Annotated in this window: 9 protein-coding genes; all 9 read right to left on the reverse strand. The window is 73.3% G+C overall.

Annotated features, from left to right (window positions below; genetic code table 11):
• Nucleotides 1-29: 29 nt before the first annotated feature.
• On the reverse strand, nucleotides 30-1,088 hold the full coding sequence (locus tag AC07DW_RS11245; protein WP_478857373.1) for a sugar phosphate isomerase/epimerase family protein: 1,059 nt from the start codon (nucleotides 1,086-1,088) through the stop codon (nucleotides 30-32).
• Nucleotides 1,089-1,135: 47 nt separating this feature from the next.
• Nucleotides 1,136-2,524 (reverse strand): alkaline phosphatase family protein, encoded by a 1,389-nt coding sequence (locus tag AC07DW_RS11250; protein WP_478857374.1) that lies wholly within the window; start codon nucleotides 2,522-2,524, stop codon nucleotides 1,136-1,138.
• Nucleotides 2,521-3,690, reverse strand: coding sequence for a metabolite traffic protein EboE (eboE, locus tag AC07DW_RS11255; protein ID WP_478857375.1), 1,170 nt, complete (start codon nucleotides 3,688-3,690; stop codon nucleotides 2,521-2,523). Before eboE ends, AC07DW_RS11250 begins: the two co-directional genes overlap by 4 nt.
• Before the next feature lie 12 nt (nucleotides 3,691-3,702).
• A complete protein-coding gene (locus tag AC07DW_RS11260; RefSeq protein ID WP_478857376.1) occupies nucleotides 3,703-4,551 on the reverse strand; it encodes a TatD family hydrolase in 849 nt (282 codons plus the stop codon).
• The gene (locus AC07DW_RS11265; protein WP_478857377.1) at nucleotides 4,551-5,168 is read right to left on the reverse strand and encodes an EboA domain-containing protein; all 618 of its coding nucleotides are present in this window, start codon (nucleotides 5,166-5,168) and stop codon (nucleotides 4,551-4,553) included. The genes AC07DW_RS11260 and AC07DW_RS11265 overlap by 1 nt, the downstream gene beginning before the upstream one ends.
• On the reverse strand, nucleotides 5,165-6,085 hold the full coding sequence (locus tag AC07DW_RS11270; protein WP_478857378.1) for a sugar phosphate isomerase/epimerase family protein: 921 nt from the start codon (nucleotides 6,083-6,085) through the stop codon (nucleotides 5,165-5,167). Before AC07DW_RS11270 ends, AC07DW_RS11265 begins: the two co-directional genes overlap by 4 nt.
• The gene (locus AC07DW_RS11275; RefSeq protein WP_478857379.1) at nucleotides 6,082-7,089 is read right to left on the reverse strand and encodes an SCO3242 family prenyltransferase; all 1,008 of its coding nucleotides are present in this window, start codon (nucleotides 7,087-7,089) and stop codon (nucleotides 6,082-6,084) included. Before AC07DW_RS11275 ends, AC07DW_RS11270 begins: the two co-directional genes overlap by 4 nt.
• A complete protein-coding gene (locus AC07DW_RS11280; RefSeq protein ID WP_478857380.1) occupies nucleotides 7,086-8,210 on the reverse strand; it encodes an inositol-3-phosphate synthase in 1,125 nt (374 codons plus the stop codon). The genes AC07DW_RS11275 and AC07DW_RS11280 overlap by 4 nt, the downstream gene beginning before the upstream one ends.
• An 89-nt stretch (nucleotides 8,211-8,299) precedes the next feature.
• The gene (locus tag AC07DW_RS11285; RefSeq protein WP_478857381.1) at nucleotides 8,300-12,007 is read right to left on the reverse strand and encodes a ThuA domain-containing protein; all 3,708 of its coding nucleotides are present in this window, start codon (nucleotides 12,005-12,007) and stop codon (nucleotides 8,300-8,302) included.
• Nucleotides 12,008-12,302: the final 295 nt, after the last annotated feature.

Here is a 12,302-nt window from a genome sequence, read left to right on the forward strand (position 1 = left end):
TCGGCCGGGACGTGGAGCGGTACGTCCGCTCAGCAGTCCTTCTCGCGCAGCGAGTGCAGGTGCGCGCTCGCCTTGCGGGCGAAGGCGAGGGACTCGACCGGGTTGTCGTGCTCGGCCTGCCAGTGGTGGTCGCGCCGGCCGCCGCGGGTGCGGCCGACCGCCGACATGAAGCGCTGGTAGTCGATGTCCCCGTCCCCGACGTCCACCATCCGGTAGCCGTCGCGGGCGGAGTCGTCGCGTTCGCCGTCCTTGACGTGGAAGAGCGGGTACCGGTCGGGCTGCTTCAGCACGTAGGCGAGGGGGTCGAAGGGGGCGGGCGTGCCGTCGGCGCGCCGGCTGAAGCGGTACTGGCCGGCGTACGCCCAGTAGATGTCCATCTCCAGGTAGACGAGGTCGGGGTCGGTCTCCGCGAGCAGGACGTCGTAGAGCCGGACGTCGGGCCGGTCGGTGGCGAAGGAGAACTCCTCGGCGTGGTTGTGCTGGTAGAACTTCATGCCGCGCTTCTTCGCCTCGGCGCCGTAGTGGTTGAACTCCTCGGCGCAGCGCTTCCAGCCGTCCACGGTGGCTCCGTAGCGCCAGGGGCCGGAGGCGGTGCCGATGTGCCGCAGGCCGAGGGCCTGGGCGTCGTCGAGCACCTGGGTGAGGTTCTGGGCGAAGGTGTAGGCGCCGGGGTCGGAGGAGTAGTGGCCGACGTGGCTGCCGATGGCGCGCAGGCCGTTGTCGCGGGTGATCCGCCTCAGCTGGGCGAGGGTGAGGGGGCCGGCGGAGCCCTGGGTGTATCCGGCGTACTCGACCTCGTCGTAGCCGAAGCGCCGCAGTTCCTCGAAGACCTTGGCGAAGCCGAGGGTGGAGACCTTGTCGCGCAGGGAGTACAGCTGGATGCCGAGGCGGCCGGGCGGCAGGACGGGGCGGCCTCGTCCCTGCCCGGTGCCGGTGCCGGTGCCGGTGCCGGTGCCGGTGCCGGCGGCCGAGGCGGTGCCGGTGCCGGCGAGCAGTGCGGCGGTAGCACCGGCGGCGACGCCGAGCATGCCGCGTCTGCTGAGCCTGTGCGCGAGTTCGGGGTCGGTGGTCCTGGTGGTGCGCGGCATGTGGATAACTCCTCGTTGTCGGTGGCGTCTGCTTCACTGAGGTCGGGTCAGTGGAGACCGGCGAGTCGCAGCAGCAGGGTCTTCACATCGGTGGCCGCGACGCGGCCGGGTAGAGCACGGGGGGTGGAGCACAGGATGAGCGGACCTTCGTCGTCGCTCGCGGGGAGGCGGCCGTGGCTGCCGCGGACAGGTGAGGGGTCGAGGGGCACGACCGCCATGCGGTAGCGCAGGCCCAGCTTCTTGCGGGCGAGCGCCGTGGCCGCCTTGACGCGGACGTAGGGGTCGTGGGGGTCCATGAACAGCTCGACGGGGTCGTAGCCGGGCTTGCGGTGGATCTCGACGAGCGGGGCGAAGTCGGGCGCGCGGGCCTCGTCGAGCCAGTAGTAGTACGTGAACCAGGCGTCCGGTTCGGCGAGGGCGACCAGCTCGCCGGACCGGGGGTGGTCCAGTCCGTGGGCCTTCTTGCCCTCGTCGTCGAGGAGTGTCTCGATGCCGGGCAGAGCGGCGAGGGCTTCGCGGGCGGCGGCCAGGTTGTCGGGGTTCTCGGGGTGCCGTACGTAGACGTGGGCGATCTGGTGGTCGGCGACGGCGAAGGCGCGGGAGGCCATGGGGTCGAGGTACTCCATGCCGTCCTGGGTGTGGACCTCGAGCAGGCCGGCGCGGCGCAGGGCGCGGTTGATGTCGACGTGCCGGTTCACGCGGGTGATGCCGTATTCGGAGAGCGCGACGACGGTCCGGCCCTCGGCCTCCGCGTCGTCGAGGAGGGGGGCCATCACGGTGTCGAGTTCGGTGGCGGCCCGGTGGGAGCGGGGGTCGTCCGGGCCGTAGCGCTGGAGGTCGTAGTCGAGGTGCGGGAGGTAGCTCAGGGCGAGGTCTGGGGTGCGGGTGCGGATGATGTGGCGGGTGGCGTCGACGATCCACCGGCTGGAGACGATGCCGGCGCCGGGGCCCCAGAAGTGGAAGAGGGGGAAGGTGCCGTACTTCTCGGTGAGTTCGTCGTGCAGGGCCGGGGGCCGGGTGTAGCAGTCGGGTTCCTTGCGGCCGTCGGCGTAGTAGACGGGGCGGGGGGTGACGGTGAGGTCGGTGTCGGCGCCCATGGCGTACCACCAGCAGATGTTGGCGACGGTGTAGCCGGGGTGGGCTCGGCGGGCGGCGTCCCAGAGTTTGTCGCCGGCGACCAGTCCGTTGTGCTGGCGCCACAGCAGGACGTCGCCGAGTTCGCGGAAGTACCAGCCGTTGCCGACGATGCCGTGCTCGGCGGGGAGGGCGCCGGTGAGGAAGGTGGACTGGGCGGCGCAGGTCACGGCGGGCAGGACGGTACCGAGCGGGGCCCGGGAGCCGGACCCGGCGAGACGCTTGAGGCGGGGCATGTGGTCCAGGAGCTGGGGGGTGAGGCCGACGACGTCCAGGACCAGGAGGGGGGTGGGCCGGTTCATGGCAGTTCCTTGAGGCCGAGGTCGGTGAGGAGGTCGCGGGCCAGGGTGAGTTCGGCGGCGATGCCGTCGGCGAGCCTGCCGCGGGTTCGGGGCCGCAGGCCGGGAGGGAGGGCCTGCCAGGTGTAGGTCTCGACTTCGAGGTGGCGGGTGTGGGGGGCCGGTCCGCCGACGAGCCGGGCCAGGGCGTCGCGGAGCACGGGGAGGGTGGAGGTGAGGGGCGCGGCGGGCGGGCTGTGCAGGGGGACGTGGAAGTGGGCACGCCAGGGGCCGCCGTCGGGGAGCGTCTCGCCGTCGAGTGCCTCGGTGAGGTCGTCGGTGCCGCGCAGGCCGGCGGCGGTGCTGGTGCGGGTCTGGTGGAGGAAGCGCGGTTCGGCGAACGCGGCGAGCGCCGCGCGGACTTCGGGGAGGTGGGGGTGTTCGGCATGGAGCGCGGCGGAGAGCTGGGCCTTGGGGATGGGGACGCGGGCGGCCACCAGGGCTTCGACCGCCGTGTGGGGGTCTTCGAAGGAGGTGGCGAGGTGACAGGTGTCGACGCAGATGCCGATGCGGGGGTGGGACACCTCGGTGAGCGGGCCGATCGCGTCGGCTGTGGTCTCGATCGTGCAGCCGGGTTCGGGTTCGAGGGCGATGCGCAGCGATTTGCCGGTCAGTTCTTCGAGGGCGTCCAGGCGGTCGGCGAGGGTGAGCAGCGCGGTGCGGGCGCGAGCGGCGGCGGCGGTGTCGAAGGAGGTGCGCCAGGCGAGGGGCAGGGTGGAGATCGAGCCCTCGGTGATGTCGTCGGGCAGCAGCGCGGCGAGGAGGCGGGCCAGGTCGGTGGTGTGGGCCAGGCGTTCCGGGCGGGTCCAGTCCGGCTGGTAGACACGGTATTTGACCTCTTCGGCACCGAAGCCCTCGTAGGGGAAGCCGTTGAGGGTGACGACTTCCAGGCCCCGGCGGTCGAGTTCGGCGCGCAGTCGGCGCAGGGCGGCCGGATCGTCGGTCAGGGCGTGCGCGGCGGCCCTGGCGAGCCAGAGGCCGATGCCGAGGCGGTCGCGACCGAGGCGTCTGCGGACCGGTTCGCCGTGGTCGCGCAGCTGTGCGAGGACGCCGTCGAGCGTTTCGGCGGGGTGGACGTTGGTGCAGTAGGCGAGGTGGACGGTCGAGCCGTCCGGGTGGCGGAAGCGCATGGCCCGCCCCTCTCATTCCCCGCCGCGGAGGATGGAGTTGCCCTCGTGGAGGGCGCCCGGGGAGGGGAGGTCGAGGTGCAGGCGTCCGCTGAGGCCGTAGAAGGCGACGGGGTTGCGCCACAGGACCCGGTCGACGTCGTCGTCGGTGAAGCCGGCGGCGAGCATGGCGTCGCCGACCCCGCGGGTCTTGAGGGGGTCGCTCCTCCCCCAGTCGGCGGCCGAGTTGACCAGGACGCGTTCGGTCCCGTGGTCCTTGAGGACGGCGACCATGCGGTCCTCGTCCATCTTGGTGTCGGGGTAGATGGAGAAGCCGAGCCAGGCGCCGCTGTCGGCGGCTTCCTTCACGGTGGTCTCGTTCAGGTGGTCGAGCAGCACCCGCTCCGGGGGGAGGTGGGACTCGCGGAGGACGTCGACGGTGCGGCGCAGCCCGGCGAGCTTGTCGCGGTGGGGGGTGTGGACGAGGGCCGGCAGGCCGTGGTCGGCGGCAAGCTGGAGCTGGGCGGCCAGGGCGGTGTCCTCGGCGGGGGTCATGGAGTCGTAGCCGATCTCGCCGACGGCGACGACGGAGTCCTTGACGAGATAGCGGGGCAGCGCGTCGAGGACGGGGGTGCAGCGGGGGTCGTTGGCCTCCTTGGGGTTGAGGGCCAGCGCACAGTGGTGGGCGATGCCGTACTGGGCGGCGCGGAAGGGTTCCCAGCCGAGCAGCGCGTCGAAGTAGTCGAAGAAGCTGGCGGGCGAGGTACGGGGCTGGCCGAGCCAGAAGGAGGGTTCGACGAGGGCGCGGACCCCGGCGTCGTACATGGCCTCGTAGTCGTCCGTGGTGCGGGAGGTCATGTGGATGTGCGGGTCGAAGATGCGCATCAGGACTCCTGCGGGAGGACGGTCAGGGCGAGGACGCGGTGGAGGCCGGCGGGGGCGGGGCGGCCGGCGGCGGAGCGTTCGGCGGCGTAGTCGGCCAGCATCCGCGCCAGTTCGGTGTCGCCGCCGGCGCGCCGGGAAAGGCCGGTGACGGCGTCGAGGGGGACGCCAGTGAAGAGGCACTTGAGGACGGCGTGGCGCCAGGAGTGCGGGTCCAGGTGGGTGGCGGCGTAGGGGCCGACGGCGGCGGCGACCAGCCGGGTGTCGTTGGTGCGCAGGGCGTCCTCGACCAGGGGCAGGGCGTCCGGGCCCGGTACGAGGGCGGGGAGGGCGAGCAGGACGGCGCGCCGTTCGGCGGCGGTGCCGTGCCGGTAGAGGCGGGTGAGGGTGTCCGTGTCGGCGCGGGCCTCGTGGAGGAGGAGGGTGCGTACGGAGTCGGCGTGCTCCGGGCCGCAGTGGCGGCCCGCGGAGGCGAACCGCAGTTCCCAGGGGGGCACGGCGCCGGGGGTCGTGGGGGGTGCGGCCCCGGTGGCGTGCGCGGCCTCGGTGAGGGCCTCGTCCAGCCAGGCGCGGGCGGCGCCGTCGAGCCGGTCGTCCAGTTCCTCGCGGATCGTCGTCATGGTGCCGTTGCCCCCTTGCTGCCGGTGAGCCGGCTGAGGAAGTCGATGGACCGCCGGGCGAGTTCGGGTCCCGCGTGGGAGTGGCGGGGCAGTTCGACGACCGTCAGGCCCTGGTATCCGGTGGCGGCGAGCGCCTGGAGGACGGGCGGGAAGTCGATCTCTCCGTCGCCGAAGGGCAGGTGTTCGTGGACGCCGCGCCGCATGTCCTCGATCTGGACGTGGTGCAGCCAGGGGGCGGCGTCGCGGACGCAGTCGGCCGGGGCGGCCGGTTCCAGGCACTGGCAGTGGCCGATGTCGAGGGTGAGGCCGAGGAGGCCGGGGGCGGGGTCGCCGAGGAGGCGGCGGAGGTGGTGGAAGTCGGCGAGGGTGGCGATGAGGTGGCCGGGTTCGGGTTCGACGGCGAGCGGGACGCGGGCGGTGGCCGCCGCGTCCAGGACGGGTGCGAGTGACTCCCCGAGCCGTTTCCAGGCGGTGGTGGTGTCGGTGGGCGGGATGTCGTGGGGGGTGATGCCGCTGAAGCAGTGCACGGCGTGGGCGCCGAGGTCCGCGGCGACCCGCACGGCGCGGAGCAGGAGGCGGGTGCGGGCTGCCCGGCCGTCGGGGTCGGGATCGAGGAGGGACGGGAGGTGCTTGCGGCGCGGGTCGAGGACGTAGCGGGCGCCGGTCTCGACGGTCACGCCCAGACCGAGGTCGCCGAGGCGCCGGGCGACCCGCGAGGTGCGGGCGGCCAGGTCCGGCGCGAGGGGGTCGAGGTGCATGTGGTCGAGGGTCAGGCCGACGCCGTCGTACCCGAGGTCGGCGAGGAGGACGAGGGCGTCCTCCAGGCGGAGGTCGGTGAGGCCGTTGGTGCCGTAGCCGAAGCGGAGGGGGATGGTGCGGGCGGTCGTGCGGGACGCGCCGGTGGCGGGCTCGGTCATGTGGGGCTCACCTTCCGGGCGAGGGCGCGGGCGAGCGGGGCGAGTCCCATGAGGGCCGGCCCCGTGATGGTGGCTCCGCCCCGGGCGGCGAGCGTGGCCTGGAGGGGGATCATGGCGCGGATGCCACCGCCGACGGCACGCCGGGTGAGGGGTGGCGACGGGTTGAGCGCCGCATGGAGCAGGGGGACGCCGGCGGTGCGGAGGTAGGCCGCCGCGGTGAGGGTCGCCGTGCGGGTGTGGCGGCCGCTCGCCCCTCCCGGTGGGCGGGACGCCATGGCGCCGAGCAGGGCGGTGGCCGCGAGTGCTGCGAGCGGGGCGGCGGTCGAGCCGCCGTGGACCTCGTGGCGGGACACGGCGGTGACCGCGTAGGTGTGCGCGCCGAGCAGGGCGGCGGACGGCAGGGCGGCCAGGGCCGGGACGCGGCGGCCGGGCCCGCGCCGTCCGGCGGGCGCGGCGGCCGGGGAGCCCCGGTGCGTCCCTTTTTCGCGGGCGGTCGCGCGCCGCGCGGGGGCGGCGGGTGTGGCCGTGCCGGCCGTGGCCGTCGCGCCGAGCAGGAGGTCCAGGGCGCGGGCCGTTGCCATGGCGGCGGGGGCCGCGCGGGTGTCCTTCAGGCGGAGGTCGTACGCCCACACCGTGGCGGCCAGCGCGGTCGCCACCGCCAGGGGGGCGCGGCCGGCGCGGGCGGCGAGCGCCAGGCCCGTGGCGGTGAGGGCGGCCGACGCGGCCAGGGCGGCGCGCGGGGTGACGCGGCCCGACGGGATGGGGCGGTGCGGGCGGTCGACGGCGTCCTCGTCGCGGTCCGCCCAGTCGTTCAGCGCCATGCCCGCCTCGTACAGGCACAGGGAGGAGCCGACGGCCAGCGCGGTGCGCCGGTCGGGACGTACGCCCGCGGCGGAGGCGCCCGCGAGCGCGTCGCCGGGCACCGAGAACAGGGCGGACACCCGCAGCAGTTCCGCCCAGGCCCGCCGCCGCGCCCCGCGCGGGCGCCCGCCGGGGCGGGTCACCGGGCGTCCCGGAGCCTGGCGGCGAAGGACAGGAGCGCGGCGTACTGGTCGGACAGGGCCGCCGGCCCGCCGTCGGGGTCCTTGAAGTAGAAGCCGAGTTCGGGGACGGGCCCGGAGACGCCGGCCTCGTGGGCGCGGGCGACGAGGCGGGCGAGATCCAGGACCAGGGGGGCGGCGAGAGCCGAGTCGCAGCCCTGCCAGATGGTCTGGAGGACCATGCGCGACCCGAGGAACCCGTCGAAGGCGATGTGGTCCCAGGCGGTCTTCCAGTCGCCGAGGGACGGTACGTCGTCGATGTGGACCTCGCCCTCCGGGGCGTGGCCCAGCGTGTCGGTGAGGACCCGTTCCTTGCCGGCGTTCTTCGCGGCCGCCGCGGCCGGGTCGGCCAGCGCGGCCCCGTCCCCGCCGCCCAGCAGGTTGGTGCCCGACCACGCCCGTACGGACAGGGCGCGCTGCACGAACATCGGGGCGAGGACGGAGCGGAGCAGCGTCTGGCCCGTCTTGCCGTCGCGGCCCGCGTGGGGAAGTCCCCGGGCGGCGAAGGCGTCGGTGAGGGCCGTGGTGCGCAGCCCGGTGGAGGGGGTGAAGTTGACGTACGGACAGCCGGCGCGCAGTGCGGCGGCCGCGTAGAGGGAGCTGGGCGCGGCGCGTGGGGCGTCCGGTGCCGGGGTGGGTTCCGTGGAGGCCACGTTGATGACGACGGTACGGGTGAGGCCGTGGCGGCGGGTGAAGTCGGTGATGTCGGAGGCGAAGGACGCGATGAGTTCGTCGTCGGTGCGGGTGTCGCCGGCGGAGGGGCCGCCTGGGCGGACGGCGCCGTCCGCGGCGGTCAGTTCCCCGCGTACGGCGTCGGCCAGGCCGTGCGGGAGGACGCCGGCCGCGGTGAGCTCCTCCGCCCGCTTGGGCAGGGGGCAGGCCGCCGTGTCGTGCCCGCCGAAGACGAGCGAGGAGAGGGAGGGGAGGCCGGACGCGGCGAACGGCGGGGTCTCGGTGACCATGCCCGTCGGGGGGTGCAGCCCGGCGGCGACGGCCGCGCACCCCGCCACGGCGGTGGTGGCGACGGAGCCGCGGGCCCCGACGAACCAGACACCGACGTCTCCGACACGACGTTCTTCGAGCATGGCCAGCCTCCCTGGGTGTGGTGCGTCGAAGACGGCGGGCGGGGGGTACGGCGCCTCCCCGCCCGCCGCCGGCTTGACCGGAGCGGCCCCTATGGGGACGAGGGCAGCTCCTTGAGCTGGATGTCGCGGAAGGACACCTGGTCGTCGGCGCCGTGGTTCTGGATGCCGATGTAGCCGTCCTTCAGGCTGCGGACCGGGTCGGTGTTGGTGAAGTCGTTGATCTTCACACCGTTGAGGAACACCTGGAGCCGCTCCCCCTGGACCTTGATCTCGTAGCTGTTCCACTGGCCGGGGGGCCGCAGGACCCGGTCGCGGGCCTTGAGGTTCGCCGACGCGAAGCCGTAGACGGCGCCGGTCGTGCGTTCGGCCGCGTCCGTGGCGTCGATCTGGATCTCGTAGCCCTTGTTCACGGCCGACCAGGGGTCGTCGGACGCCGGGAACCCGACGAACACGCCGGAGTTGTCGTCGTCCGTCATCTTCCAGTCCAGCTTCAGCGAGTACGACGAGAGCTCCTTCGCCTGGTACCAGAGCATCCCCATACCGCCCTCGGTGCGCAGCTCACCGTCCACGACGGTGAACCTCCCCGGCCCGGCCTGCTTCCAGCCCTCCAGGGTGTGCCCGTTGAACAGGGGGCGGTGTCCGGTCCGCGGGGCGCAGTCCGCCTTCACCTGTCCGGTGGCGTACCGCAGGCCGCCCAGCAGGTGTTGGCGGAAGGCGGGTTCGGCGTAGGACGCGGCCGTGTGGCCGCCGCCGGTGTAGAAGGCGCGCCCGCCCTGGTAGCCCTGGCACCAGGCGATGGGGTGGTCGCCCTTCATGGTGCCGCCCTGATAGGTGGTCTCGTCGAGGGTGGCGAGGACGCGGGCCTGGCCGCGCGGGTTGGTGCGGTAGTTGTACCACTCGTCGGTGCGTTCCCAGCCGGCCGCGGGGAGGTGTGCGGTGGCGGGGTGCCGGTGGTCCTCGGCGCGGACGGTGGCGGGCTGGATGTGCGGGTGCGAGGCGAAGTGGGCGCCGACGAGGCCGCCGTAGAACTCCCAGTCGTACTCGGTGTCGGCGGCGGCGTGCACCCCGACGTACCCGCCGCCGGTGGCGACGTAGTGCTCGAACGCCTTCTGCTGCTCGGCGTCCAGGACGTCACCGGTGGTGGACAGGAACACCACCGCGTCGTAGCGGGCGAGGTTGCTGGTGGTGAACTGGGCGGCGGTCTCCGTGGCGTCGACCGTGATGTTGCTGGACGCCCCCAGCTCCTTCAGGGCGGCGATGCCGGCCGGGATGGAGTTGTGCCGGTAGCCGGCGGTCCTGGAGAAGACCAGGACCCGCTTGGCGGTGCGGTCCACCGGCGCGTCCGACAGCTCGAAGTCGTCGATGTCGTAGAGGGCTCCCGCCCCGCCCTTGAACACCAGGAACAGTTGCGTGGTCCGCTTCGGCACGGCCCGCAGCGGGACGTCGACGTCCTGGAAGGTCTCCCAGCCGCCGGTCACCGGCACCGGGGCGGACCCGAGGAGGGTGCCGGTCGCCGATCCGGCGCGTACCTCCAGGAAGCCGCCCGCGCCGCCCGAGGAGATCCGGGCGGTGAGCTTGGTGGACCCGGAGAGGTGGTAGGGCGTGAAGGAGATCCAGTCGCCGTTGTGGATGTCGCCGACGGTCCTGCCGCCGTGCGCGGTGCCCTTGTCGTGGGTGCGGATGCCGGACTGGGCGGAGAAGTGCTCGGCCTGGCGGTGCCGGGGCTGGAGCTGTGCCTGGTCGTGGCTGGTCAGCGCGGCCTGGCCGCCGCCTCCGCCGTCGGTGTACTCGGCGTCGAACACCCCGAAGATGTTGGCGTTGGGGTCGTGGCCGCCGTCCGCCGAGGTCTTGATGGTGCCGGTGCAGCCGTTGGCGGAGGTGACCGGGTGGCCGTGGCTGTCGTGGCCGAGGATGTAGGTGACCTTGACCTTGGCGCAGTCGATCGTGCCGTCCTCGGGGTCGGTGACGGTCACCTTGAAGGGGATCTCGTCGCCGAAGTCGAACAGGGCGCCTTCCTGCGGCAGGTCGAGCGTCACCTTGGGGGCCGTGTTGCCGACGACCACGTGGACGCTGGCCGAGCCGGTCCGTCCGGTGGGGTCGGTGGCGGTCACGGTCGCGGTGTACGTGCCGTTCCTCCGGTACGTGTACGTGGGGTTCGCCGCCGTCGACGTGCCGGTGCCGTCGCCGAAGTCCCAGCTGTAGGTGAGGGCGTCGCCGTCGGCGTCGGCCGTGCCCGCCGAGGAGAAGGCGACCCGCAGCGGTGCCTTGCCGGACGTCCTGTTGGCCGATGCCTCGGCGACCGGCGAGAAGCCCCCGGTGGCGTTCTCGACGCGGTAGAGGCCGGCGTTCTCGTCGCCGCCGAACCAGGCGGTGCCGTAGTCGAGGACGTACAGCGCGCCGTCCGGGCCGAAGGCCATGTCCATCACCTGGGTGCCGGTCCACGGCACCGGGTTAATCGACCGCACCGTCCCGTCGGCGTCGTGCTCGATGCGTTTGATCCAGCGGCGCCCGAACTCACCGGCGAAGAAGTCCCCGTCGTACGCCTCCGGGAACTTGACGGGGGACGTGTTGGCGGGGTCGTAGTGGTAGACCGGTCCGCCCATCGGTGACTCGGACCCGGAGCCGAACTCGGGCAGCGACCCGTCGTCGTAGGGGATCCACGCCGGCTCGGCCGGCGGGAGGTCGACCAGGCCGGTGTTGTGCGGCGAGTCGTTCTTCGGCGCCGCGCAGTCGAAGGGGGCGCCGGAGGTCCTGGTGGCGAAGTCGTGGTCGACGTACGGGTCGTTGTCGCCGGTGCAGAAGGGCCAACCGAAGTTGCCCGGCTTGGTCACGCGGGCGAACTCGACCTGGCCGGCCGGGCCGCGGGCGGGGTCGGCGGCGCCGGCGTCGGGCCCGTAGTCGCCGACGTACAGCACGCCCGTCTTCTTGTCGACGCTGAAGCGGAAGGGGTTGCGGAATCCCATCGCGTAGATCTCGGGGCGGGTCTTCGCGGTGCCGGGGGTGAAGAGGTTGCCGTCGGGCACGGTGTACGAGCCGTCGTCGGCGACCTTGATGCGGAGGATCTTGCCGCGCAGGTCGTTGGTGTTGCCCGAGGTGCGGCGCGCGTCGTAGGCGGGGTTGCGGGTGGGCCGTTCGTCGATCGGGGTGAAGCCGTCGGAGGCGAACGGGTTGGAGTCGTCGCCGGTCGACAGGTACAGGTTGCCCTGCGCGTCGAAGTCGATGTCGCCGCCGACGTGGCAGCAGATGCCGCGCGTCGCGGGGATGTCGATGACCTTCTTCTCGCTGGCGTTGTCCAGGGTGCCGTCCGGCTTCAGGGTGAACCGCGAGAGCCGGTTGACACCGTCGTACCGCGCGAAGTCGGCGGGCGTGCCGTCGTTGGGCGCGTCCCCGGCGGGGGTGTCCAGCGGGGGCGCGTAGTACAGGAAGACGGCGCGGTTGCGCGCGAAGTCCGGGTCGAGGGCGACGCCCTGCAGACCCTCCTCGTCGTGGGAGTAGACCGGGACGGTGCCGATGACCCGGGTGTTTCCGGCGGCGTCGGTACGCCGCAGTTCCCCGCTCCGCGAGGTGTGCAGCACGCTGCGGTCGGGCATCACGGCCAGCGACATCGGTTCGCCGACCTCCTCGCCGCCCTTGGCGAGAGTGACCTGCTGGAACTGCTCCTCCGCCGCGGCGGCGGGTGTCTCGGCCGCCATGCCCGGTGGGGCGCCGAGGGCGAACGACGTCGCGGCGAGCAGGCCGCCGGTGAGGAGGGCGAGTGCCTTGCGTGCCTTGTGTGCTCCGAGCGTTTTCCTGTGCACGAATGTCCTCCGGAGAAGGCCGGGGTACGGGCGAGTTGCCTGGTGCCTCGATGGGGCGGCTCCCACGGTTTGCCGGGGGTGCCGCGCCGGGTTGTCCGGGGACCGGCGTGCGCCGTCACGCTGGTCGTCGGTCGGAAGGGGGCCGAGCCGGGTGTTGCTGACCTGTACACCTCAGGGTGGTACGAGAGGGACGTTAGCCGGGTTGGTCCGGAGCCGAAAGCCCTTGTGCACGACCTCGGTTCCACTTCTTCCCGGCGGTGGACAAAGCCGTCGCCGGGCAGGGTGGACCGCCCGG

It is taken from the genome of Streptomyces sp. NPDC045701 (genome assembly GCF_056432045.1).

Excerpts from the sequence above, each read along its gene's own strand:
- eboE (WP_478857375.1), bottom strand. The coding sequence starts at position 3,690 with ATGCGCTTCCGCCACCCGGACGGCTCGACCGTCCACCTCGCCTACTGC.
- AC07DW_RS11265 (WP_478857377.1), bottom strand. The coding sequence starts at position 5,168 with ATGACGACGATCCGCGAGGAACTGGACGACCGGCTCGACGGCGCCGCC.
- AC07DW_RS11245 (WP_478857373.1), bottom strand. The coding sequence starts at position 1,088 with ATGCCGCGCACCACCAGGACCACCGACCCCGAACTCGCGCACAGGCTC.
- AC07DW_RS11250 (WP_478857374.1), bottom strand. The coding sequence starts at position 2,524 with ATGAACCGGCCCACCCCCCTCCTGGTCCTGGACGTCGTCGGCCTCACC.
- AC07DW_RS11260 (WP_478857376.1), bottom strand. The coding sequence starts at position 4,551 with ATGCGCATCTTCGACCCGCACATCCACATGACCTCCCGCACCACGGAC.
- AC07DW_RS11270 (WP_478857378.1), bottom strand. The coding sequence starts at position 6,085 with ATGACCGAGCCCGCCACCGGCGCGTCCCGCACGACCGCCCGCACCATC.
- AC07DW_RS11280 (WP_478857380.1), bottom strand. The coding sequence starts at position 8,210 with ATGCTCGAAGAACGTCGTGTCGGAGACGTCGGTGTCTGGTTCGTCGGG.